The organism is Ohtaekwangia koreensis (genome assembly GCF_900167975.1).
In the GTDB taxonomy this organism is placed as follows: Bacteria; Bacteroidota; Bacteroidia; order Cytophagales; family Cyclobacteriaceae; genus Ohtaekwangia; species Ohtaekwangia koreensis.
The window spans coordinates 187,878-211,313 of the sequence record NZ_FUZU01000002.1; the positions used below are offsets into that span (position 1 = coordinate 187,878).

Consider the following 23,436-nt stretch of genomic DNA (forward strand, 5'->3'; position numbering starts at 1 on the left):
ATGAAAAAATCACCATACTTTAGCTTTCGGAATTCAGGATTTTTGAGGCAATCACAGAATAATTGCAATGGAAGTCGAGATGATAGAAAACCCGATTGTAAGAGCCGCTATCGTAGCGATGAAAAATCGTAAGCGCGATGCTTGGATTGAACTATTTGCTGAGAACGTAACGTTTACCGATGACGGGCATGAGAGAAGTTTTAAAGAATGGTCGCACGGCGAGCTCTTCAATACTTCACTCCCGTATCTTTCATCTATTGACACAGTGGAAGACAATGGACTTACCATTTACGGTAAATTTCATTCTTCACGGTGGGGCGACTTCAAAACGTTTTTGTCGTTTCAGATTGACAACCATAAAATTACCAGGCTCGAGGTTGGCCCGGTAAATTTCAAGCAGGTATATTTATAGTATAGATTAAATCTCGTCCACATAAAATTTAACATTATGTATCAAGGCAGAAGCGAAGAGATCTTTGAAAATTACCTCCGTATAATCAGTGAGCATTTACAGGACGTGATACAAGGGAAACTGGACACGATGTATGAACTTCAGGAAATAGCTGAAAGATTATTCATACACCCCACACACTTGAGTAACGTTATCAAAAAACTGACCGGAAAACATCCCTGCTATTTTTACGAACAAAAGATTCTGGATATAGCAAAAACTCTCCTCAATGACAGCAAGCATTCCATTGCTGATGTCGCGCACATCCTGACGTACGATCCTTCAAATTTCACAAAGTGGTTTAAATCTTACGCAGGAATAAGCCCGTCACAATATCGGAAGCAGTTGCAGCAAAAATTCACGGAGACTTCGAGTCTCGCAGCATAGTCATAGAATTGCATCTATAGGCAAGTGATCGCCTATATATCTTCCATAATGAATGTTGGCAAGTTTCCCATCTTCACCAATTACAAATTCACTGGGAATGGTTGATGCATGGCCGTCCTGTTTCATCGGCTTCTTAAACAGTCTTTTCCCTTGTGTTACCTTCGATACTATACCATTGAACAGACTTCGTAAGGCCTTTCCTAAAGATTGTTCTATATAATAAGCTTGATAGAGCGCGTTCTCCGGGTCTGCTATAAAATGAAAAGGATAATCATTCCTGCCCAGGTATTCCTTCATTTTCTCTGTTGATGATTCATATACCATCAATACTGTAATATTATTCTTTTTGAAATGTTCTGCTTGTTTCAATAATGTGTGCATGCGCAGATTACAAACCGGACACCCGGCATTTCTTTCGAAGGCAAGATATACTTTCTTCCCGCGCAGGTTTTTCAGGTTGATACTTGCACCATACACATCGGTGGTAGAAAAATCAGGCGCTTGCTGATACAGAGATAGCTTCATGTGATTAAATGTTTTTGAATACTGGTTTTATACCTGCACCGAAGTCAGCAGCATCGTTCTATATACATAGAAGATATTGTCTGATCTTCATGTCGCTGGAGTATACTTTAATACCAGAGATTCGTATTCAATCACCCATGGTCAATGAATATTTTTCGTGCCTGTTCCAGGCATTTATACTTTTGATTATCGAAGGTGTGCGTATTGCTATAGCCCATCTCTTCCATGAGCTTTTCGCGGGTGGCCCCGCGCAAGAATGTCTTCGTAAGAAAAATTACACAGTGCCGCGAAATCCTGCTGAACACGCGCTTAATAACATTATGCTTTACCCTGTTCTCTTCTTTTTGTTCCCACTCTGCAAGCGTCAAATCTTCCAGTTCATAATCGGGTTCAAGTGATGTTACGCGTTTAGCGGCGCGTAGTCGTTTAAGCCAAAGATTTGAAGCGACTGCTATAATATAGGTCTTGATGGAGGAGGTGAGCACAAAATCTTTTTTCGGCACTTTGTCAAGAAGTACGATAATGGTCTCCTGAAAGATATCTTCTGCATCCGCAGTTGTACCACTGTTTCGTTTTATGAAGCGTTCAATCGCAGGATAATAGAATGTATATAACAGATCGTATGCTGCATTATTACGCTGCTTAAGATTGGACAGTACTTTACTTTCGTCCATAGAACTCCTTTTTTAAGAGTAATACCCGTTTGTGACTTTCAATCACCCATCAAGGTAAAATTTATTTTCGACTCGCTTAAATTAAAACGGACATGTCCGCTAGCCAATAGCTGCGCGGATAGACAGACATTTATGAATTTTTCAGTTGTTCTGCTCACAAAACTAAATCCACAAAACCTAACGCAATGAAAATTAATGGGATAGAAAATTGATCAACAAACACACGCCCGGCAGAGAAAAAAATTTTCTAAGATGATAAACGATTTCAGGGTGTCAGGCGTTTTACCACCGATAGCGATCGTTATCGGTATCGGGCCAGGCTTCATAAGGTATTTGAACAGGCGTCCGGTGCTTATGTATAACTAAAAGAAAGGAGGTACCATGTCTAGTCCCAAGCACATTTTATCAATTAATCGTACACTAAAATTTTTCACAGGTGTGAAGAATTGAGGAGTTGGTAACCTCGTGAAATTTTAGTTACAGGTAAAATTTGAATGAGGATTCTATAATATCCGGCACGCTGTGCCGGATATTTTTTTGTCTATATCTGCCGCCACGCAGCGTGTTATATTTTATTACAGCCGGCACGAGAAGTATTTCTAACTTTGCAGCCTACCTCGTGTATTGAATGATCGAAACAATCATCACGGCTATCTTAGCATTCGCTTCCACCAATGTAGATGACTTGTTCATTCTAATGATCTTGTTTACGCTCACATCCGATACATTTCGAAAGAAAAATATACTTGCCGGTCAGTACCTGGGCATTATAACGCTTGTTGTCATCAGCTTGATTGGCTCACTCATCGGTATCATTATACCAACAGTATATATTGGTTTTTTAGGATTCTTCCCCATTTATCTGGGAATCATGAAGCTGATTACTTTTTTCAAAAGAAAAGATGAAAATGAGCAGGAAGAAGTATTGGAAATCCCGCAAAGGAATAAAAGCATTTTATCATCGCTGGTTGGAGCTTCAACACTGAGCGCTGCTTCTATTACAATTGCGAATGGTGCCGATAACATTGGAATCTATATACCACTGTTCGTCAACCTATCGATTATAGACCTGGTGATAACCATCGGAATTTTCATGCTGTTGGTTTTTATTTGGGTGAAGGCTGCCGAATACCTGGCGCGCCACCCTGCATTAAAAGAAACACTGGCAAAGTATAATCACATTCTCTTTCCAATTATACTGATCGGATTGGGAATCTATATACTCGTGGAGAGCAAATCCTACAGCCTTGTTTTATAAATACAACCACAAGGTAAAGTACCCCGTAGTTGTATTGTTCTGTATGAGTGGGTATATACCGAAAATCAAATGATCAGTTTTGCAGTGCCACCATCTACGCGCAGTGCTGTTCCGTTGGTAGCAGACGAAACGGGACTCGCTACATATGCCACCAGGTTGGCCACTTCTTCTACCGAAGCGAAGCGTTGCAGTAATGAAGTAGGACGTGCTGTCTTGAAAAAATTCTTCTCAGCTTCCTCTGCAGATATATTCTGAGACGCTGCAAGTTGTTTTACAAATTCCTCAACACCTTCTGATTTTGTTGGCCCAGGCAATACAGAGTTCACGGTAACGCTAGTACCTTTTGTAAGTTCAGCTAAACCTCGACTGATCGACAACTGTGCCGTTTTTGTCATACCGTAGTGAATCATTTCTTCCGGTATATTAATAGCAGACTCACTGGAAATAAAAATGATTCTGCCCCAGTTCTTTGCTTTCATTTTCGAAAAGAAATGTCGCGACAAGCGAACGCCACTCAGCACATTTATTTCATAAAAACGAAGCCAGTCTTCATCGGTGATTTCTTCGAATGGTTTTGGCTCGAATATTCCTGCATTATTTACCAGTATATCTATATCCGGCAATTTACTCAGCAACGTCTTCACGTCTTCAGCTTTCGAAAAATCAGCCGCCACACCGGACACTTTTCCTGATGGAACAAGTTGCTTTAATTCTCTTACAGCTGCATCTATACGCGGCTGCGTACGGCCGTTAATGATGACGGTTGCACCTTCTGCCAGCAAGCGCTGCGCTATAGCAAACCCTATACCTTGTGTTGAGCCGCTTACGAAAGCAGTCTTATCTGTTAATTGTAAATCCATAGTTTTTTATTTTTTTAAAAGATTATCAACCGCCAACGTGTTGTGCTGAATGAACGAAAGCAGCACAGCAAAAAAAGCAGCGTGAAATAATTGAGATGTAAGTGCTTCCCAGTTTTCAATCAAGGTAGTACCCAGAATAAGTGCGATCATCATTACACCACCTGCAATCAACGATACGCGAGTGAACAAACCAATCAACAGTAGAAGTCCTATAGCAAACTCGGCTATAGGTAATGCATAACTGAAAGGTATCACCAGTGCAGATGGCAATATTGATTTCTCGAAGCAGCTTACCATCCACTGGCTAAAGCCGTTTAGTTTAGGAAGGCGTACAAGGCCATGCCCGAACATACTCGCAGCAATGGCTAACCGTAACAAAAGAAAAGCGGTTGGGTTCATATATAGTTCGTGTTATAGTATATAGTTGTATTCATTTTAATGAATGTGAGCCTGGGCAGTTAATATGTTAAAGTGTCACGACAACTTTTCCTTTAACCCTTCCGGTTTCCTGCAGTAAATGTGCTTTGCCCATATCGTGAAAGGGGAATGTCTGATGTATATGTGAACGGATAATTTTCCTGTCCAGAAAATCAGCTATCCTTTTCATGTCCTCTCCATTGGATTGTACTAAAAAGAAATAACCATTAATTCCGTTTTGCTTGGCTTTCTCTGCAAGCGCTTCAGGTAAACCACCGGGTATACTTATAATCGTGCCACCGCGCTTCACAACGGAGATGCTACTGTCAAAAACATCTGCACCGATGGCATCGAGCACAAAATCCACATCTTGTACGGCATCTTGTAAACGCTGCGACTGGTAATCAATATGCTGGTCTGCACCGAGTCTCGAAACAAATTCCTTGTTCGCTGCCGAAGATGTACAGATTACGTAAGCACCTAAATGTTTTGCAAGCTGCACCGCATAATGACCTACCCCACCAGACGCTGCATGGATTAATACTTTATTACCAGGCTGAATGTTTGCCTTCGTCACCAACGCCTGCCAGGCTGTAAGCGCTGCCAGTGTTGCTGCCGCAGCTTCTTCATGCGAAATACCCGAAGGCTTCAAAGCTATATGTGCCGCGGGTGCTGCTATATATTCGGCATATGCTTTACCATGCCCGGGAAAATTCACCATTCCAAAAACTTCATCTCCTTTTTTAAAGGGTGAAACATTTTTTCCGGTCTCGGTGATCACTCCGGAGATATCCCAACCTAAAATCAACGGATTGAGTTCCTTGAATCTTCCATACATTCCTTTACCGGCACGGGTTTTAACATCTACAGGATTTATACTGATAGCTTTCACTTGTATTAAAACATCGTCATCGCCTACAACGGGAATCGCCAACTCTGTTTCAATAAGGTTTTCGACTCCACCGGGTTCTTTTAAAATAATTGCTTTCATGCTTCATTGTTTTGCGATACAAAAATCGAATACCCTGATTCTTAAAACTTGTAAAATCATGGGAATGTCTTGTACATTTACGGGATATGGAAATCAAGAACTTGTTTGAACCATTCGAGATTGAATACCTTGAAATGAAGGAATGCCCGGTAACTGCGCACAAACATAATTTCTTTGAGCTGGTATATATACTGGAAGGAACCGGCATGCAATGCATCAATAAAAACAAACTCCCATATGCATCTGAGAAGCTATTCCTGCTCATGCCGCAGGATTGTCATTCCTTTGAAGTGAAAACCGTTACCAAGTTCTTCTTCATTCGTTTCAATGATATATACCTCAAAACACAAAGCAAAGAATGGATCCAAAAACTGGAATTCATTTTTCAGAATAACACACACCTTCCCGGTTGTATTGTAAAGAATAAAACCGATAAGCCTCTTGTAAAAGCGATGGTCGAGGCGTTGATCCGTGAGCACATCAACAAACAACACTATCACCTGGAAGTAGTGAAGCAGATTGTAAATACACTGATCACAATCGTTGCACGAAATATATCGATGAACATTCCCCTGAAGGAAAGTGTAAAGACCAACGCATCGCTGGAGATCATCAACTACATTCACCAGAATATATATTCCTCCGAGCACCTGAAAGCCGAAAGCATTGCGCAGCGATTTAACATTTCACCAACCTATATAAGCGAATACTTTAAAAAACTAACGGGCGAAAGTCTGCAGCAGTATATAATAGACTATAAGTTGAAACTGATTGAAACGCGCCTCCAATACAGCGATCTGCGCATGAACGAAATTGCTTACGAGTTGGGCTTTACTGATGAGAGTCACCTGACGAAGACCTTCAAGAAATATAAAGGAGTAAGTCCTTCGGAGTTCCGGAAACATTTTAACAACAAGATGAAAGTAGCCGTAGCATGAGAACCGTTTCGAAAATATACCCGGCAGAGTCAAATCCTATAGGCAACCTGATAACGTACCGCGCGCTACCGACACGGTCGATTGATTATGTGGACCCGTTTCTGTTTCTTAATCATCATGGCCCCCAGATATACCCAAAGAATAATACGGGCTTACCCTTCGGCCCCCATCCACATCGTGGCATGGAAACCGTTACATTTATTCTCGATGGCGACATCTCGCATAAAGACAGTGGCGGTCATGAAAGTATCATTCATGCGGGAGGTGTACAATGGATGACGGCCGGCAGCGGGCTTATTCATGCAGAAGTATCTTCCGATGACTTTAAGAAGAACGGTGGTAAGCTTGAGATCCTTCAACTCTGGATAAATTTACCAGCGCGGTCAAAAATGACAACGCCGTTTTACAAGGGCTTTGAGAAAAATGATATACCAAGTATCACGCTTGATGACGGTAAAGTGAACGTTAATCTTATAGCAGGAAGCTGGAACTACAAAAAAGCTGCTTTTGAATCTGGCATCGGAGTACATTTAAATACTATATATTTTCAGCCAGGCGGCCGAATAACCATTCCGGTCGCCCAGGCTCACAACATTTTCTTTTATGTTATTCGCGGTGTGTTGCACGTAACCAATACAGATATACCTGCACTAAACCTGGCAACATTCAATCATGATGGCAACGAAGTAACCATAACAGCAAAAGAGGAAAGTATCTTACTCTTTGGCCATGCGCAACCGCTCCAGGAACCCGTTGTTGCACAAGGTCCTTTTGTTATGAATACCGAACAGGAGATCAAAGAAGCCTACCGGGATTATCAGCTTGGAAAATTTGGATCGTGGGATCATTAATGGTATACAGAATGATCCAATCCCTTTCTCTATAATATATACTATGCAGTGGATTACCCGTGAACGCCCGAAGATTGACCGTATAGCCTGTCCGTGGTTGATCAAAAGATTTATTGATCCGGAAGCAACGTTCATTTATGTTCCATTCAACCTGGTGAAAATAAAGGCTGCAGAACTCAACGCTATACCTTTTGATATACCGGATGTGGAGTTCACACATTATGGCGATGAATGTACCTTTGATTACTTCATACGAAAGTATGAGCTGAAAGACGATGCTCTTAAAACGCTTGCCGTCATTGTACGCGGAGCGGATACAGATCGTCATGATCTTGCGAGCCAATCATCCGGACTTTGGGCTATCGCTGCAGGGTTGTCCTATAACATCACAGACGACCAGGCGTTGCTGCAACAAGGAATGATTATCTATGACGCGCTCTATGCCTGGGCGAAACATCTGCAACACGAAAAGCACACTCAGAATCCTATCGAGAATTTACTGTTGGATGTATATCAGCGGTTCATTAAACAAAAATCGGAATCAAAGAAGATTCCTTCGTGGGCGAAAGAGTTAAAGGAAATTATACAAGACCAGATTGACACGAATCTGAGTTTAAGCTTGAAAGAGATTTCACAAAGTCTTAACGTACACCCGACATATCTTTCAAGAGAGTTTGCAAAATATTTTGACGACCTTTCTTTTGGAGACTATATCCGGAAGTTACGAATCGAAAAAGCTATTCATCTTCTCGAAGATCCCAAGTATTCACTGGGAGAGATCGCATACCTGACGGGATTTTCCGATCAAAGTCACTTGAATCGGATTTTTAAAAAACACTTTGGGAAAAATCCATCTGATTACAGAAAAAGTCTATCGAAAAAGTAAAACGGATACAAATAGTAAATTTCGTTCTATCGGGCTTTATAAAAACTGTATAGCATTGCTATCAGATTTTTAAAGTATGTGCATTTACAACCGGTATATCTTTGCTGTTACCCTGTTCTTCCTGGTGACACTTTCGTGTTTTTCACAAACTGTAGAAAAACATGTCCATTCACGCGAACAACTATGGTTTGGTTATTTCAATCAAACGCGGCTCAGTAATAAGTTTGGAATTTGGCTGGACGTTCATTACAGGCAAACCGATAATTTTGTCGATCGCCCTTTTCAATTTATGTTCCGGCCGGCCGTAACATATTTCATTAAAGACAATCTACGGTTTAATGTCGGCTATGCGCTTGTTGAACACTTCCCTGCCAAAGGATTGGAAACAACGCGTCCTGAACACCGCGCGTGGCAACAGATCTGGTGGAATCAAAAGTATAGCGGACTTACTACATTGCAGTGGCTAAGACTCGAAGAGAGGTTCAACCGGAAAATTGCAAACGATGTTTTGCTGGATGACTATAACTTCAATTATAGGCTGCGCTATAATATGTCGTTCTTTATTCCACTCAAAGGAAAAGAGATCGTGGCGCACACACCGTTTGTTGCTGTTATGAACGAAGTGTTTCTTAATTTCGGAGGGAAGATCGTCTACAATACATTTGATCAGAATCGATTCTTTGCCGGATTTGGATATCAATTTTCAAAACATTTGAACAGCCAGTTAGGATACATGAATATATACCAGCAGGAGGCTACCGGAAATAACTATATGGTGACGCATGCCATCCGGCTTTTCTTCTTTCACACACTTGATCTGCGAAAAGCAAAAGAATAATTACGACAGAATATAGCTACACAATGTCATCAGAAAAATATACTCTAAAGAACCTTATACTTTACTTTTTAAAGCTAGGTACATGGGGCTTCGGTGGGCCGGTAGCGCTTGTAGGGTATATGCATCGCGATCTGGTCGAAAACAAAAAATGGATCACTGAAGAAGACTATAAAGAAGGGCTTGCCCTTGCGCAGCTTGCACCAGGACCTCTCGCGGCACAACTTGCAATTTATATAGGGTACGTACATCACCGCATCCTGGGTGCAACACTCGCGGGTATAGCGTTCGTTATTCCTTCATTTTTAATGGTACTCGGCATAGGCTATGCCTATACTTTATTGGGCGGTCTCCCATGGATGCAAGCTATATTTTACGGAGTAGGCGCATCGGTTATTGGCATCATTACTCTATCAAGTTACAAGCTTACGCTGAAAAGCATTGGGAAAGACTATTTGTTATGGGCCATATTCATAATGCTTGCTGTCACAACGTTCGTCACTGAAGAAGAAAATATAGTCTTGATCCTGGCAGCTGGTATATTGGTTTGGTTTGTGAAGGCGCCACCTAATTTCGCCAAGGCCCCGACATTGTTCACACTTCCAATATTAGTGCAAGCAGCGCCCGCTATATCTCAATCAACAAAATTATACCAGATCGCCTGGTTCTTTACCAAAGCCGGTGCGTTTGTATTTGGTAGCGGACTGGCTATTGTTCCATTCCTGTATGGTGGTGTGGTAAAAGAATATCAGTGGTTGAATGAACAACAATTTGTAGATGCCGTGGCAGTCGCGATGATTACACCAGGACCCGTTGTAATCACTGTAGGTTTCATTGGATATTTAGTGGCCGGAGTTCCCGGAGCATGTGTAGCAGCGCTTGCTACATTTCTGCCCTGTTACTTATTTACCATACTTCCTGCTCCCTATTTTAAAAAGTATGGAAAACATCCCGCTATAAAAGCCGCGGTTGATGGTGTTACCGCAGCTGCCATTGGAGCGATCGCTGGCGCTGTATTAGTATTGGGAAAAAGAACACTCACAGATATACCATCCGTTGTGATTATGCTATGCACGGTTGTTATTTTGTTTAAATTTAAAAAAATACAAGAGCCGCTTATCATTGCAGCGGCCGCTTGCATAGGTGTGATCTTAAAAACAATTTTGATATGAACCGAAAAGACTTTATAAAGAATTCCGTCATCCTCAGTGGTGCAACGTTACTGCCTCCGAACAACGCATTTACCGCTGGACTGCAACAAAGTGGCATGGATAAACTTACTGATGAGAATGGAAACTTTGCTTTACAACCATTGCCGTATGCAGAAAATTTTCTAGAGCCAAACATGGACCAGGAAACGGTTCATCTACATTATACTTTTCATCATGGTGATGCTGTGAAAGCTGCGAATAAAGATATGCAGATGATTCAAAAAGCACTGGATGAAAATAGTATAGAGACTGTTGATTACTGGACAAAGAAATTATCCTATCATCTTTCATCGCATATTCTTCACACCATTTTCTGGACGAACCTTTCAAATAAGAAAAGCGACCCGAAGGGAGCGTTACTCAAACAGATTGAAAAAGATTTCGGGAGCTACGATAAATTCAAAATGCTGATTGCAAAAACATCCAAAGGTGTTGATGGAAACGGCTGGGGAATTCTTGGCTACCATCCAGCCACACGAAAGTTAACCGTCATGCAATGTGAGAATCATGAAAAGCTCACACAATGGGGAGTGATACCGGTGCTGGTTATCGATGTTTGGGAGCACTCATATTATTTAAAGTATCGTAACAGACGCGCGGAGTTTGTAGATAACCTGTTCAGTGTTTTGAACTGGGAGAATGTAGCCGCTCGTTTTGAACTGGCTCAAAAAATTGGTTAGTAGTATACCCAAACCGGGTATACTTATTATAATTATATATGGACTAACATATATACCAATACCTTATAAATCCGGTATAAAAAATTCAAATTGATTACTCCCAAAATGTTTTTATACCCCGTTTATGTGATTAAAGTAAAGCTATAGCATTAGGTAATTATCATCGTTCAACTCATTTTTATTCATGTAAAAACAACTTTCATGTCGTTGGACGGAAATAAACGTAAGGTTATCTGAAACACGTTTTCAAAGTATATATACCTGTAAACTATTTGGTATATTGTTCAGTAACCAAAACCGTTTACGTTATGAAGAAAAATTTACTGCTCCTGGCAGTCATGATCATGACTGCTACACTGGGTTTTACCCAAAATCGTCCAAACTACTGGACTAAGTCTGTAGAACCTCCGATTGAAAATCAATTAGCGCAAGGTCGTTCCAAGCCTTCTGCCTATCAGATATTCGACCTGGATCTTTCCGGATTCCAAAAAGAAATAAGTAAAGCGCCTGTCCGGGGACTCCCCTCTACAAATGCCGAGCTTATTATCAGCTTTCCCGACCCTGATGGAAACATCGGCCGCTTCCGTGTAACCGAAGCTTCGGTTCTGCATCCTGATCTGGCAGCAAAGTACCCGGGTATAAAATCATATGCTGGCCAAGGCATTGATGACCCTACGGCTACTATACGCTTCAGCGTTTCTAACCAGCAGGGGTTCCATGGTATGGTATTCTCCAGCAAGAGTCACACATACTATATAGATCCATTCTCAACCGACAAGAAAAGTTATTCAATCTATAACCGTGAAAATTTATCAGCGCACGACATGGATTTCGAATGTCTTACCGATGGAGCATCGCGGCCAGCGGAAGGATCACGAAGTGCAGCGAACGCCCGCACCAACGACAAGAAGCTACGGAAATACAGGCTTGCGCTTTCGTGTACAGCAGAGTATGGAAATCTCTTTGCGGGCTCATCCGGTACGGACGCACAAAAAAAAGCCAATATTCTCGCGCAGATGAACGTAACCATGACACGCGTGAATGGTGTATATGAACATGATCTCGCCGTTACCATGGAGATCGTTCCTAACAATGATCTTATTATATACTATGGAAGTACATCTGCAGATCCATGGGCAAGTGAGTGGAATACAAAAACACAACAAGTAATAGACGCTGCTATAGGAAATGCCAATTACGACATCGGTCATAATTTCAATACTACTGGCGGAGGAAATGCCGGATGTATAGGTTGCGTATGTACTACCGGCAGCAAAGGCAGTGGCTATACAGGCCGGTCTAATCCTACCGGAGATGCTTTTGATATAGATTATGTAGCGCATGAAATGGGACACCAGTTCGGAGGCTATCATACACAAAGCAATTCTTCCTGCAGAAGCGGAAGCGGAACTACGGAAGTAGAACCTGGCAGCGGAAGTACTATCATGGGATATGCAGGTATATGTGCTGCCAATGTTCAGAGCAACAGCGATGCCTATTTTCATTACGTAAACATTCGTGATATTTCTGCTAACGTTCAGAGTGGCGCAAGCTCAGGTTGTGCGCAGGTTGTTAATCTTGTAAACAATCCTCCGACTGCCAATGCTGGTGCAGACTATATTATACCAAAGTCGACAGCGTTTGTTTTAAAAGGGCAAGGATCTGATCCGGATGGTGATGCACTGACCTATACATGGGAACAGAACGATGCGGGAAATCCAAATTCAAACTCGGCTCCTACCTCTACACGAACCGTTGGCCCAATGTTTCGGTCTCGTGTAGGTACATCTTCACCGAACCGTTACTTCCCACAAATCAGCGATGTAGTTGCTAACAATCTGACACCTACCTGGGAAGTTATACCATCCGTAGCACGTACGTTGAATTTCGCATTGACCGTACGCGATAACAAAGCAGGAGGTGGACAAACATCAGACGATCTGATGGTGGTAACGGTAAATGGCACTGCAGGTCCCTTTGTAGTTACGGCACCGAATACGGCCATTACGTGGAGCGTTGGATCGAGCCAAACGGTAACATGGAATGTAGCGAGTACAAGTGCATCGCCTATAAATTGTGCGAATGTAAATATACTCTTATCTACCGATGGCGGATTTACATACCCTATAACACTGTTGGCAAATACTCCGAATGACGGAACACAGGCTATCACGGTTCCAAATAACGCAACCACTACAGCACGCGTTAAAGTGGAAGCTGCAGGAAATATATTCTATGATATATCGAATGTAAATTTTACTATATCTACCGGTACCGCTACGTGTACAGCAACGGTGCCTACGGGATTGGCAGCATCTGCAATCACTACCACCGGGGCAACACTTGCGTGGACTAGTGTAGCGAATGCTACATACGATGTTCAATACCGCGCTACCGGAACTACCACGTGGACAACGGTTGCTGTAAGCAGTGCATCGACCTCCTTAACCGGACTAACAGCCGGCACTCAATATGAAGCGCAAGTAAGAAGTAAATGTACCAGCACTACCTCTGCATATAGTGCATCGGTAAACTTTACTACATCTACTACATCTGTAACGTATTGCGCTTCCAAAGGCAATAATATTACCGATGAATATATAGGTCGTGTACAACTGGGTACAATCAATAATAGTACAGGGGCAAATGCCGGATACGGAAACTTCACTGCGATCTCGACAAACCTTACAGTTGGTGCTTCCAATACCATTACGGTAACACCGACCTGGACCAGCACCATCTACAGTGAAGGATATGCTGCATGGATTGACTATAATAAAGATGGAGACTTTGCAGATACCGGTGAGCTTATCTGGTCACGTACAGCTACCACGACCACACCGGTGAGTGGTACATTTACAGTGCCCGCTGCTGCTTCTTTAGGAACCACACGCCTGCGTGTATCCATGAAGTACAACGGTGTACCTACTTCTTGCGAAACGTTCACATATGGTGAAGTGGAAGACTATAGTGTAAATATTACTACGGGAAGCGCATCAAAAACTGAGCGTGGTGAAGTTACGGCTTGGTCAAACACAGGAAGAGTAGTGTATCCAAATCCTGTAAAAGATTACCTTATACTAAAACTGGCAGAAGGCACTTCCGTTCAATCGCTGAAAGTATCAACGTTAAATGGTGCCACGCTTCAGGCTACCGAAAAGTATGAGGAGCAGCTTAATGTTTCCGGACTTCCATCCGGTATGTATATACTTTCTATCAAGACCGATAAAGGATTGATCCGCGAGAAATTCGTTAAGGAGTAACTATACTTTTTTAGCACAGTTATACTTTATTTAAGGCCTCCTGGTCTGCTGGCAGTTATAGTTTAAAAAGCCATAACTGTTGAAAGGCCGGGAGGCTTTTTATTTCTGGTACTTTGTTTGATATATTGAACCCATGATACGCATGATCCATATTCTTATTCTCTGTAGCCTGATGCTGGGGTGTCTGAGTGTACGCTCCCAGATTCCTGACGCCATTCGCAAAATTGAGTATACCACACTTACACGTGGTTATCAGAAACATGTTGTTATATCACCGGATAGTATTACTACAAAAGTAGAGGGTCGGGGAGAAGATCAATCACACAAACGCGCGCTTACAAAAGGAGAATGGAGCATGCTGATCGATTGTCTCAGAAATATAAAACTCGCGGAGATACCCGATTTGAAATCACCCTCTATGAAAAGAGCATACGATGGTGCACTTCACTCCACGTTAACACTTACTACCAAAGACGAAAAAGTGTTATCGCACTCTTTCGATAATGAAGACGCAAATGAAAAATTACTACCGTTGATGAAGGGCGTTAAGAAGCTTGAAGGGGACGGCGATAAAGAGTAGATTTTTTTACCAGTAAAATAGATTCGAGTTGTGCTGTGCGCCAAAGCTTGAGTGTACCAATTAAGATTCTCTATGGCGCATTAAAGACTATCACTCGTCAGCCAGTGATAGCCTTTAATGTTTTAGAGAAATTCAAAAAGCAAGAAAGATAAAGAGACGCGCTAGAGCGCATGCCTATTCAACATATATCTTTACTACTTTGTCTTTATACTTTTCATATATACCTTTTGCTGCATCTATAGAGTTACCGACAGGTTCCGATTGATATTCGTTGTTTAATGTGTTCACCCATTTCCACTCCCATTCTTTTATTCTCTCTTCAAATGCGACAAGGTCTGCTTTCTTTCCTTGCTTCATGCTTTGAGATGTATATTCGAAGAATTGTTCCCAGCGGGGTTTATAAAATCCTTTCAGCAACCCTGACCACTGACGATTTGAATACTCATGAAGCTCGCTATTCTTATCGCCCCATAGCGTTACCTGATCGCGCGCATTAAATTCATATATATTCTTTTCTTCCAGGGTAATGCCCCAACGCTGTGCATCGGTTACCCACTTACCAAAAAGGAATTCCTGGCGTGTAGCAAGTAAGGCATCCATATCATCAATAAGCTCAAGGAATTCTATACTATATTTCTGAAATGCGACTTTATCTTTTTTCTGATACGCAAGCGCTATCTTTTGCTGTAAGGGTGAAGCATAGTTTGCCAGCACTTGTCGGGTTACATCGATCAGGTCATATTGAAAGGCTCTACTATTACTAAACGAATCTGCAACATGGATAAATAACTCCCAACCCTTAACCAACTCGCGTGAATCATAATCAAGTTTAGTCAACACCCGGTGACCTTTTACATCGAACGTTGGCCGCGCTACAATAATGGATTCAGGTCCACCTTCACCGAGTCCTCCATTATATACTGTATTTTTTAAATAGTCCCATGCTTTTACAACGGATGGGTTATCGGCACCGTAACGTCTGTGAGCATAACCCTTAAGCCAGACATCTACATTAATTGGTGTATCCTGCCATACATTTTCCAACATCAACTCAAACAGCGCAGGGTTTTGTTCATTGCCTTCCGGGGTTAATCCTATACCTGTTAGTTTCCCTGACTTGGGATCATGCAATGCCGCAGACGGATCTTCCGCTACATTTGACATCCTGCCAAACATACTTACGTTGCCTCCAAAATTTTGAAGCATATTCCAGATCCATGGTTTGCCATAGTATGCATCATTGGTTTTCCACACCGGGTGACTTTCGCTATATAGATCCAAAACGATCATGTGATCATCAGGCACTGCTGCAAACAATGCCTGCATTTGCACAGGCTTCCAAAAATCTGAATTATAGTGGAACATCCACCCTTGCATTACCCAAACAGCTTTCGGATCGGTGTTCGCCATCGAGCGAAACACTTTACCACTGATCTTACTCAAAAATGTAGAATCATTTGTTGGCGGAACATTTTCATTAAAGGTATCTGCAGAGTAAAAATGATCAGTGCCATACTCTTTTGTTTGCGTTTCCAGGAAGAGTGCACCTATTTTTTCGAATAATGAATCTTCAGCGTCCAGTATATATACATCGTTGAAGCCAGCGCCCCAATTCGTCTTCTTTACTTTCGCATTTGGGAACTTCTCTATAAATGAAGGAGGCACGTGTCCTGTAAATGCGGGTAAAACAGTTGTCATGCCGAATGACCTTTCCTGCGCCAATATTTTTTTCTGTAGGTCTTTATGTGTGTCCATCCAATGTTGTGGCAACGGCCCGCCCCAGCCATCTATATTTCCCATCCACAACCAGGAAAAATACGCGGGACCGCTGAAGAAAGCATCCAACGCTTTATCCGTAAAACCGAGTGTATGGTATACATCGCGCCAAATCGCTTCTTCGCCTGTAAGCGCAAGGGGCATATTTATACCATTCAGTGCCATCCAGTCAATCTCCTGCTGCCAGCGTTCCCAGTCCCACCAAGCCATAGTATAGTTGAACGTACAGTAATTCAGATAATAGCGATATTTATAGGGAGACGTTTTACGAATCTTGCTCTCTACCACGGGTAGAGTTTCCGTGAGGTGAGCTTGCATATTATTCCAGGATATATCCTGGTGACAATAATACTTCAGGTAATAATTAAGTGCGGAAGCAACGGATATACCATTATTACCTCGGAGGACGATCTTATCATCTTTACTTTCCAGTTCAAAGACATCCTTTCCATTGTCCTGTTGGATGTACTCAATCGTGAAGGCATCCGCTTTGTCATTTACAATTCGTTTGACAAGCGCGGTCGCAGCGTCATCTTCTTTCTGTTCTTTTTTTTCAGGAGTACATCCGGCAAGCAAGGCAAGGCAAACACCGGTATACAAAATCGATTTGAAGGTATTCATGGAGCGAAAGCGGGTTAGTATTCTTCTTCAGGTGTTACTACAGGTAAGTGATGCTTTACCACTACATGAAGCTATAAATTATGCCACTATAATGACGTAAGTTAAAAAAAGAAAAGGCGAAGAGAATCTCCTCGCCTTTTACGAAATATACTTGATTACTAAATCTTGTGTTTGATCTGGGACACCAGCGTCTGGAAGACTTGATTCTCGCGAATGTTCGGATTCCAGGCGAGTCCTAATTCGATCAGATCCAAGGTCTCGGTAATAGTCGCTCCTTCCTTGTCTTTTTCACGCGCCAGAATGAACGCGGTATCAGATATAGCCAGGGAGTTTTCTACATCGTGACTAATGATCACCAAAGTATTCAATTCATGGAGAGTCGAAATGCCCAACAACAACTCCATTACGCGATCGATCATCAAGGCATCAAGTCCCGAGAAGGGTTCATCCAACAAAATAAACCGATTGCCCGTGAGCACTTGTTGTATGATACTGGCTCGTTGACGTTGTCCTCCGGAAAGCTGCATCGGGTATTTTTTAAGATGCTCCGCGAGGTCGAACTTCTCGGCGTATTCATTTATCAATGCATCCTTCTCTTTATCATTTTGCGTATTGCTTGAGTGCTTCATAGCGAGACGCAAATTATCATGCACGGTACGGTGATTGAAGAGTATATAGTTTTGTGCTACGATACCAACTTCACCTGCTACTACAGGGTGTTGATCTAACCCGACCTTTACGGTGCCTGAGCCCGGTTGTATAAGACCCGCGAGGATTTTAAACAATTGTGTTTTACCTATACCACTCCGACCGATCAGTGATATAACTTGTCCCTGATTTACATCCGGCCGAACTATATTGTGGATACGAAAATTTATATCCCGCAAAATCTGTTTATCGTACGACAGGCTTACCCCCTGCACTTCGATCAGTAATTCATTCTTCGAATACTTCATTTTCGCACGTGAATTTTGGTATAGGGGAAAAGCCAGAAGCGCATATTCTTCAATAAGAAATCGAAAAATATACCAATCGCAAAAATGATCACCAGTATAGCAAACACAGTACTAAGATCTATATACTTGTTAGACTTGATCAGCATGGTACCCAAACCTCCTTCAGACATACTGAGTCCTTCCACCATAGTAATCATCATCCAGGCAATGGCAAAATTCTGACGCATTACTTCAAATACCTGATCGAGTCGTCCGATGATAACAACTTCAAGCAAAGCCTGCCAGTTGTTCATGCGAAGTGTTTTACAAAGCTCATACTCTTGCACGTTTATCGATTCTATAATCGACAACAGTGATGTAACAAAGAATGGAACTATACCAAAGATCAGCAAGCTGAGCTTCAGTTGATGACCATCCTGAGTTATTAGTGTAAACAGAAAGATCAAGCCGGTTAAAGTAAGGTATCTGCACTTCACTATAAATCTTGCGAGTGGTGAAAATACCGGGATCAACGAAAGATAACTTACGACCAGTGCGATTACAATTGAAATGCCCATGCCTGTTAACGTAAGGCCAAGGCTGCTGAAAAAATTATCAATAAAATACTCTGTCGTAATTATTGATACCACTGACTTCATTATTCTTAGTGGCGTTGGTATTAGTCCGTTGCCACCAAAAATCTCCCAAAATAAAAGGGCGGCAATCGCTTGAGTAACGATCAACATTACCAGCGTGCGCCCTTTTATATGGGTCAATGGATTAAAGATGTTTTTTATTTCCTCCATTGACTTTTTTGAATTACTCTCCTAATACAATTTGTACACGTCTGTTTTGTGCTCGGCCCACAGCCGTAGCGTTGTTACCGATTGGTTCAGCCGGGCCAAATCCTTTTGATTCGATACGATCTATTACCAAACCTTTACTTACCAGGTAACTCTTTACAGAGTTCGCTCTGTCTTCAGAAAGCTTTTGGTTCGCCGCAGCGTTACCAGTATTGTCCGTGTGTCCATATACACCTACTTTCAAACCTTCGGCTACAACAGAGCTTTGCAGAATCTCATCCAGTAATTTATAGGACTCTGGCTTGATGATGGCGCTACCGGTTTCAAACTGAATCTGATATGATTTCGAAGAAACCTTGCTGGTGATCTCATTTGAGTATGTAACCTGTAAAGCTTTACCTTCCATCAGCTCACTGTGATTTACAATCACGGATTGCAAGAAAGATTTATCTACCACTTGTGCGTATGGAGGGTACGTTGCCATATACTCCGGATACATTTTAGACAAGATGTCTCCAAATGTATTGTACACGATTTTATAGCGGTCGATACCATCTTTACCCAAGCCGAATGTATTCGCAGCATCCTGCAGGTTAAAGGCCATTGATCCACCCAACGCTACATCAAGTCCTTGCATATCTTTCTCTGTTACACCGTTGTAGTACTTCAACCAGTACTCACCGCTTTGTTCATTATATACTTTCGCAGAGATCTTGGCAGCAAACGCTTTTGCTTCATTGAATGATCGTACCTGGTCACCCGCCTGGCTCAAAGCCATGATCAGGTTTTCGATATCTGTTCTGTGATCGTATGCAAACTTTTTAATCGTGATCGTGATGTTCGGCATCTGCGAAGCATACTGCTTTGTGTTAGCAATGGTGATCAAACCACCTTTTTGTTTCGCGATGTTTACATCACCAGGTGTCCATGTAGCAACACCGTCTACCCCTACCGTTGCTTCTTCACTTCCCTTCTTACCATCTTTCACAATCTTTCTGCTTTCCTTGTAACCGGTGATATACTTGTTACCGGCATCCAGGAAATCGTTCGCAGCAATGATGTTGATCGCATCCTTATCATATGTAGTTTCATCCGGGTTCACGCGCAGGTTATTATCACCAGCCCACTTTAACAAGATGTTCATATCACCATCACGCAACACACAGGCTACTGTTTTTCCGATAGCCGACTTCGGATCTTTCTTCCAGTCTGGAGGACCCATCAGCTGATCTTCACCATATGATTTACCCATGGCATAGAAAGCAATTGGCTGATACTCCGGCCCAAGAGGTTCAAGTTCTTTACTTAAACCAGCGAAGAATGCAGGCATACCATCTCCCATGAAGGAAGCAAATACAGCAGGCGTCTCCGGATTGTTCTTATAGTCTTGTGCAAATTTTACAATATCTGCTATAGATTTAAAGCAATCATCCTGACGCACTATATCTACCTGCAGTTTTGATTTATCAAACAGTGAACCCTTTGTAGTCAGTGCTCCACCGTTCGCATACATCAATGGGAACTGTGAATTCCACGCCATTACTTTCCAGATAATGTGCGTACCTCCGTTGACAGATTCCTGATCAGAAGGTAAAGGAAATACACTTGCATTACCCACGAGCGAAGCTTCCGGTGCATCCGGTAATGCTACGCGCCCGATCTCTTGCGATACTTTTGCTTCTTGTGGTCTTTTATCCCACCACAATACTTTTCCGGCGAAGATTGCACCCAGTACGAGTATAATCATCAATACCTTTCCGGAGGTTTTTACTTTAATAGCCATATATATTTTACAGGTTTAATAGATTAGTTTCAAAAAACATTATTTCAAAAGGTCGCCAAAATCACCAGTTAAAGGAGTTGCTACCCGGGTGTTTGAACCAGTAGTAAGCTTGAACTCATTCTCCGGATTGAAAGTCTCCAGCATGCGCAAGCCTTCCTTCTCATAGGTAGCGTTGTCAAGGTCTATAGAGCGCATAAAATCTGACGAGTAACTGATCGCCTTTTTCATGTTGGCCAATTTGCTCGCTATATCTTCCTTCAGATACTCCATAGATTGCTCTACCATTAATTTCTTCTCAGGGTCACCCTTGAATATTTTAAGGGCGGACGTAAGCGCTCTGTTGCCTGAAGTAACGGATCTATATAGATCACGCTTCAGTTCCAATTCATTCTTCGCATCTTCAATCAGGTATGCACTGTTTTTATGAATACGTGTCAGGTAGTCACCAATCCGGAATAAATTATCGCGTATCGGTGTAAGCTGTTTGATATACTCATTCAATCTTCCGATCTGACGTGTAGCGTTGCCTAACTCCGGCAGCATGTTTTTTTCTTTAGCTGTTTGCGCCTTCGTCATCAACTTGGTGATCTCACTTTCTTTTTCTTTTATTTTCAGATCGATCTTTTCTTTCTGTCCATCAACTTCGACAGATTGTTTATATAGTTTCTCACGCTCTTCCTGCATGTCGTTGATGTAGTCTTCAGCAATGATGAAAGGATCCAGCTCGATCACTATACCGACCAGTTTCTTCATGAGGATCTCATAAAAGTAAAAGAGACTCAATCTGAATTTCCGGTGTGTAACAACATATAGAAATATACCCAGGCAGGCTAGTGCTACACCGAAGTTGAATGTATTCCATACAATCTTCGTAAGGATTGGAAATACATAGTATCCGATCAATCCCGCTATACCTAAAGCAGCCAATGTACCGAACTTTCCACCGGGTCTGTTCCAGTATGATTTCAATTGCTGAGCATCTGTAGGGAAAATCTGTGTTTCCATAGTTTGTTATAAGGTTGTCTGTATTTTAGATATATCGTCTGTTATCTTCTTCATCATGGCTTCGCAGGCCATGTTATAGCCTTGCTTGTTGCTGATAAGTTTACCTTCCTCTTCGGCAATGGTAGTCTTCAGTTTACCCATGGCAACTTGTGCATCGGTGATTTCTTTCGTCAGTTTTTGAATCATTTCAGAATGCTTTACAATGGAGTCTTCCAGTAATTGCAATTCCTTTTTCTTATGACCGATTTCTTTTTCACCTTTCTCACGTGCTACTTTCTCAAATTGTATTTTATCCTGATTGATAAGCTCTTTGTATTTGTTAGCAGAGTCGATCAGTTTATCTTTTGTCAATCCTTGAATTGCCAGCGATGCATAGGTTGCTGAAAGACGGGCTTTCTCATCCTTGATATGCGCCTCAAGTGTCTCCGCCATTTTCCAGAACTCATAGTAATCTGGGCCTGGTAGATTAGCCTGGTCAAACATCTTCTCGAAGTGCTTTTCGAACTTATCAAAATCTTCGTCATTCAATGTCGTCCTTGCAGGTGCTGAAACCCGAGTTGGTTCATGAGATGACGAAGGTGATTTTGCAGGGGCAGACTTGTCCGGGTCCTCTTCAAATTCTACGAAGAGGCCCATAGCTTTTTTAAAAATACCAGCCATAGGTTATATGTGTTTTAGATTAGGTTTCGAAGGATAAAAATTTTCCACAATAGGGTCAGCTTTCAAAGATAAATAGAAAGCAACAAAGGCCGTACATCTTTAGGGTTAAGCCTACGATTAAATGTTAGTCCGAGAAGAATAAGTCCAGCCTTTATGAATTAGAAATTGGCAGGGGGATCACTGATCATGGTGCAGATATGCTTGAAATTGTGATGATAAACGAGAGAGTTTTAGAATGGATGCAGGGTTACATACAAATATTTATTTTTTCAAAATCTTGCAGATTGTTTAGAAAATAATATCAGAATCCTGTGGATTTAGTGTCTAATGCTTTTGCAGTCAACTCATTAAAATAACAAACAGGGTTGAAACGTGTGTGCGTCTCTCAACCATTATTTCGGGGAATATATAGTATCGCTAAAATAAAGGCCCTATATCTGTCAACTTCAGGATTTACTTACACTGCGCGTTATCACTGCAAATGAGTCTTTCAACATGTGAAATACTTTTGAAAGCGATTCCGTTAGTGCTTCTATTGTAATGGGCTTTTCAATGAAATCCGTGGCACCATGATGAAGTGCATCTTTCAGGTATTGAGGATGCACCGTGGTTGAATACATAACGATCGGCACCTGGCTGATCCGATCTATTTTTCGCAGTTCCTGTAAACATTGCTGTCCATTCATGCGCGGCATATTCAAATCAATGAAGATACAATGCGGAAGAAACGATGTGTCGTTTTGAATTCGTGTGATGGCTTCAACTCCGTCATTGGCAAACTCGAGCCGAGTGGATGCCTTCACGCCTTGTAATGCCAAACTAAAAATTTCCTGGTCATCCGCATCGTCATCCACCAGGAAGAAACAAATCGTATTCTCCATACTCCTTTTAATGTTTTCCGGAATCCATTTGTAAACACTACACACAAATTAAAATTCATGCATGTTTAAACAATCAAGAAAAACAGTTAACGTGTGAAAAGATAACAATTCCGTATACATCCCAAGTGGTCACTGATTTAATATTCTATTATTTTTATTCATCCG

23 protein-coding genes are annotated in these 23,436 nt (G+C 41.8%); 11 read left to right on the forward strand and 12 right to left on the reverse strand.

The annotated features are described in order from the left end of the window. Nucleotides 1-67: 67 nt before the first annotated feature. Together B5Y40_RS13675 and B5Y40_RS13680 are read left to right on the forward strand one after the other, a co-directional pair. The gene (locus tag B5Y40_RS13675; protein WP_079687360.1) at nucleotides 68-412 is read left to right on the forward strand and encodes a hypothetical protein; all 345 of its coding nucleotides are present in this window, start codon (nucleotides 68-70) and stop codon (nucleotides 410-412) included. A 36-nt stretch (nucleotides 413-448) separates the two neighbouring features. After that, nucleotides 449-838, forward strand: a complete 390-nt coding sequence (locus tag B5Y40_RS13680; RefSeq protein ID WP_079687361.1) for a helix-turn-helix domain-containing protein — start codon at nucleotides 449-451, stop codon at nucleotides 836-838. Here the strand turns inward: B5Y40_RS13680 and B5Y40_RS13685 are convergent, their stop codons facing one another. Then, a complete protein-coding gene (locus B5Y40_RS13685) occupies nucleotides 839-1,363 on the reverse strand; it encodes a peroxiredoxin-like family protein (protein WP_079687362.1) in 525 nt (174 codons plus the stop codon). It lies immediately after the preceding gene. 131 nt (nucleotides 1,364-1,494) lie between these two features. Then, nucleotides 1,495-2,037, reverse strand: a complete 543-nt coding sequence (locus tag B5Y40_RS13690) for an RNA polymerase sigma factor (RefSeq protein WP_079687363.1) — start codon at nucleotides 2,035-2,037, stop codon at nucleotides 1,495-1,497. A gap of 628 nt (nucleotides 2,038-2,665) precedes the next feature. Between B5Y40_RS13690 and B5Y40_RS13695 the strand changes: the two genes are divergently transcribed. Then, complete coding sequence (locus B5Y40_RS13695; protein ID WP_079687364.1) at nucleotides 2,666-3,295, forward strand: cadmium resistance transporter; 630 nt, start codon at nucleotides 2,666-2,668, stop codon at nucleotides 3,293-3,295. 65 nt (nucleotides 3,296-3,360) lie between these two features. On the opposite strand, the gene B5Y40_RS13700 is transcribed toward B5Y40_RS13695, so the two are convergent. The 3 genes from B5Y40_RS13700 to B5Y40_RS13710 all read right to left on the reverse strand — a co-directional run bounded on the left by B5Y40_RS13700 (nucleotide 3,361) and on the right by B5Y40_RS13710 (nucleotide 5,563). Beyond that, a complete protein-coding gene (locus B5Y40_RS13700; protein ID WP_079687365.1) occupies nucleotides 3,361-4,155 on the reverse strand; it encodes an SDR family NAD(P)-dependent oxidoreductase in 795 nt (264 codons plus the stop codon). Between the two features lie 6 nt (nucleotides 4,156-4,161). Continuing rightward, nucleotides 4,162-4,554: a DoxX family membrane protein gene (locus B5Y40_RS13705; RefSeq protein WP_079687366.1), complete on the reverse strand. Its 393-nt coding sequence runs from the start codon at nucleotides 4,552-4,554 to the stop codon at nucleotides 4,162-4,164. A gap of 67 nt (nucleotides 4,555-4,621) precedes the next feature. Next, nucleotides 4,622-5,563 carry an NADP-dependent oxidoreductase gene (locus tag B5Y40_RS13710; RefSeq protein WP_079687367.1) on the reverse strand — a complete coding sequence of 314 codons (942 nt, stop codon included), beginning with the start codon at nucleotides 5,561-5,563 and terminating at the stop codon, nucleotides 4,622-4,624. Between the two features lie 86 nt (nucleotides 5,564-5,649). On the opposite strand from B5Y40_RS13710, the gene B5Y40_RS13715 reads away from it, so the two are divergent. The 8 genes from B5Y40_RS13715 (at nucleotide 5,650) to B5Y40_RS13750 (ending at nucleotide 14,807) form a co-directional block, all read left to right on the forward strand. After that, a complete protein-coding gene (locus B5Y40_RS13715) occupies nucleotides 5,650-6,501 on the forward strand; it encodes an AraC family transcriptional regulator (protein WP_079687368.1) in 852 nt (283 codons plus the stop codon). Further along, nucleotides 6,498-7,352, forward strand: a complete 855-nt coding sequence (locus B5Y40_RS13720; protein ID WP_079687369.1) for a pirin family protein — start codon at nucleotides 6,498-6,500, stop codon at nucleotides 7,350-7,352. The genes B5Y40_RS13715 and B5Y40_RS13720 overlap by 4 nt, the downstream gene beginning before the upstream one ends. 43 nt (nucleotides 7,353-7,395) lie before the next feature. Next, nucleotides 7,396-8,238: a chromate resistance protein ChrB domain-containing protein gene (locus B5Y40_RS13725; protein ID WP_079687370.1), complete on the forward strand. Its 843-nt coding sequence runs from the start codon at nucleotides 7,396-7,398 to the stop codon at nucleotides 8,236-8,238. A 76-nt stretch (nucleotides 8,239-8,314) separates the two neighbouring features. Next, a complete protein-coding gene (locus B5Y40_RS13730) occupies nucleotides 8,315-9,076 on the forward strand; it encodes a DUF2490 domain-containing protein (RefSeq protein WP_079687371.1) in 762 nt (253 codons plus the stop codon). Nucleotides 9,077-9,099: 23 nt separating this feature from the next. After that, on the forward strand, nucleotides 9,100-10,245 hold the full coding sequence (locus tag B5Y40_RS13735; protein ID WP_079687372.1) for a chromate transporter: 1,146 nt from the start codon (nucleotides 9,100-9,102) through the stop codon (nucleotides 10,243-10,245). Beyond that, on the forward strand, nucleotides 10,242-10,964 hold the full coding sequence (locus B5Y40_RS13740) for a superoxide dismutase (RefSeq protein ID WP_079687373.1): 723 nt from the start codon (nucleotides 10,242-10,244) through the stop codon (nucleotides 10,962-10,964). Before B5Y40_RS13735 ends, B5Y40_RS13740 begins: the two co-directional genes overlap by 4 nt. A 308-nt stretch (nucleotides 10,965-11,272) precedes the next feature. Continuing rightward, nucleotides 11,273-14,227 carry a reprolysin-like metallopeptidase gene (locus tag B5Y40_RS13745; protein WP_079687374.1) on the forward strand — a complete coding sequence of 985 codons (2,955 nt, stop codon included), beginning with the start codon at nucleotides 11,273-11,275 and terminating at the stop codon, nucleotides 14,225-14,227. Nucleotides 14,228-14,369: 142 nt separating this feature from the next. Then, complete coding sequence (locus tag B5Y40_RS13750; protein WP_143785770.1) at nucleotides 14,370-14,807, forward strand: hypothetical protein; 438 nt, start codon at nucleotides 14,370-14,372, stop codon at nucleotides 14,805-14,807. Nucleotides 14,808-14,981: 174 nt separating this feature from the next. Here B5Y40_RS13750 and B5Y40_RS13755 read toward each other — a convergent pair whose 3' ends face one another. From B5Y40_RS13755 to B5Y40_RS13785, 7 genes are all read right to left on the reverse strand, one after another. After that, nucleotides 14,982-17,204, reverse strand: coding sequence for an alpha-N-acetylglucosaminidase (locus B5Y40_RS13755; protein ID WP_079687376.1), 2,223 nt, complete (start codon nucleotides 17,202-17,204; stop codon nucleotides 14,982-14,984). Between the two features lie 158 nt (nucleotides 17,205-17,362). Then, complete coding sequence (locus tag B5Y40_RS13760) at nucleotides 17,363-18,160, reverse strand: ATP-binding cassette domain-containing protein (protein WP_079687377.1); 798 nt, start codon at nucleotides 18,158-18,160, stop codon at nucleotides 17,363-17,365. Next, nucleotides 18,157-18,945, reverse strand: a complete 789-nt coding sequence (locus tag B5Y40_RS13765) for an ABC transporter permease (protein WP_079687378.1) — start codon at nucleotides 18,943-18,945, stop codon at nucleotides 18,157-18,159. Before B5Y40_RS13765 ends, B5Y40_RS13760 begins: the two co-directional genes overlap by 4 nt. A 13-nt stretch (nucleotides 18,946-18,958) precedes the next feature. Beyond that, on the reverse strand, nucleotides 18,959-20,725 hold the full coding sequence (locus tag B5Y40_RS13770) for an OmpA family protein (protein WP_079687379.1): 1,767 nt from the start codon (nucleotides 20,723-20,725) through the stop codon (nucleotides 18,959-18,961). Between the two features lie 39 nt (nucleotides 20,726-20,764). Further along, entirely contained in the window at nucleotides 20,765-21,730 is a 966-nt protein-coding gene (locus B5Y40_RS13775; RefSeq protein WP_079687380.1) for a hypothetical protein, read from the reverse strand. 6 nt (nucleotides 21,731-21,736) lie between these two features. Beyond that, a complete protein-coding gene (locus tag B5Y40_RS13780) occupies nucleotides 21,737-22,390 on the reverse strand; it encodes a hypothetical protein (protein WP_079687381.1) in 654 nt (217 codons plus the stop codon). A 446-nt stretch (nucleotides 22,391-22,836) separates the two neighbouring features. Continuing rightward, the gene (locus B5Y40_RS13785; RefSeq protein WP_079687382.1) at nucleotides 22,837-23,271 is read right to left on the reverse strand and encodes a response regulator; all 435 of its coding nucleotides are present in this window, start codon (nucleotides 23,269-23,271) and stop codon (nucleotides 22,837-22,839) included. Between the last annotated feature and the right edge of the window lie 165 nt (nucleotides 23,272-23,436).

Coding starts and splice junctions, on each gene's coding strand:
- B5Y40_RS13720 (WP_079687369.1), top strand. CDS start 6,498: ATGAGAACCGTTTCGAAAATATACCCGGCAGAGTCAAATCCTATAGGC.
- B5Y40_RS13700 (WP_079687365.1), bottom strand. CDS start 4,155: ATGGATTTACAATTAACAGATAAGACTGCTTTCGTAAGCGGCTCAACA.
- B5Y40_RS13765 (WP_079687378.1), bottom strand. CDS start 18,945: ATGGAGGAAATAAAAAACATCTTTAATCCATTGACCCATATAAAAGGG.
- B5Y40_RS13740 (WP_079687373.1), top strand. CDS start 10,242: ATGAACCGAAAAGACTTTATAAAGAATTCCGTCATCCTCAGTGGTGCA.
- B5Y40_RS13725 (WP_079687370.1), top strand. CDS start 7,396: ATGCAGTGGATTACCCGTGAACGCCCGAAGATTGACCGTATAGCCTGT.
- B5Y40_RS13680 (WP_079687361.1), top strand. CDS start 449: ATGTATCAAGGCAGAAGCGAAGAGATCTTTGAAAATTACCTCCGTATA.
- B5Y40_RS13690 (WP_079687363.1), bottom strand. CDS start 2,037: ATGGACGAAAGTAAAGTACTGTCCAATCTTAAGCAGCGTAATAATGCA.
- B5Y40_RS13675 (WP_079687360.1), top strand. CDS start 68: ATGGAAGTCGAGATGATAGAAAACCCGATTGTAAGAGCCGCTATCGTA.
- B5Y40_RS13685 (WP_079687362.1), bottom strand. CDS start 1,363: ATGAAGCTATCTCTGTATCAGCAAGCGCCTGATTTTTCTACCACCGAT.
- B5Y40_RS13785 (WP_079687382.1), bottom strand. CDS start 23,271: ATGGAGAATACGATTTGTTTCTTCCTGGTGGATGACGATGCGGATGAC.
- B5Y40_RS13780 (WP_079687381.1), bottom strand. CDS start 22,390: ATGGCTGGTATTTTTAAAAAAGCTATGGGCCTCTTCGTAGAATTTGAA.
- B5Y40_RS13755 (WP_079687376.1), bottom strand. CDS start 17,204: ATGAATACCTTCAAATCGATTTTGTATACCGGTGTTTGCCTTGCCTTG.
- B5Y40_RS13705 (WP_079687366.1), bottom strand. CDS start 4,554: ATGAACCCAACCGCTTTTCTTTTGTTACGGTTAGCCATTGCTGCGAGT.
- B5Y40_RS13775 (WP_079687380.1), bottom strand. CDS start 21,730: ATGGAAACACAGATTTTCCCTACAGATGCTCAGCAATTGAAATCATAC.
- B5Y40_RS13750 (WP_143785770.1), top strand. CDS start 14,370: ATGATCCATATTCTTATTCTCTGTAGCCTGATGCTGGGGTGTCTGAGT.
- B5Y40_RS13735 (WP_079687372.1), top strand. CDS start 9,100: ATGTCATCAGAAAAATATACTCTAAAGAACCTTATACTTTACTTTTTA.
- B5Y40_RS13760 (WP_079687377.1), bottom strand. CDS start 18,160: ATGAAGTATTCGAAGAATGAATTACTGATCGAAGTGCAGGGGGTAAGC.
- B5Y40_RS13730 (WP_079687371.1), top strand. CDS start 8,315: ATGTGCATTTACAACCGGTATATCTTTGCTGTTACCCTGTTCTTCCTG.
- B5Y40_RS13695 (WP_079687364.1), top strand. CDS start 2,666: ATGATCGAAACAATCATCACGGCTATCTTAGCATTCGCTTCCACCAAT.
- B5Y40_RS13745 (WP_079687374.1), top strand. CDS start 11,273: ATGAAGAAAAATTTACTGCTCCTGGCAGTCATGATCATGACTGCTACA.
- B5Y40_RS13715 (WP_079687368.1), top strand. CDS start 5,650: ATGGAAATCAAGAACTTGTTTGAACCATTCGAGATTGAATACCTTGAA.
- B5Y40_RS13770 (WP_079687379.1), bottom strand. CDS start 20,725: ATGGCTATTAAAGTAAAAACCTCCGGAAAGGTATTGATGATTATACTC.
- B5Y40_RS13710 (WP_079687367.1), bottom strand. CDS start 5,563: ATGAAAGCAATTATTTTAAAAGAACCCGGTGGAGTCGAAAACCTTATT.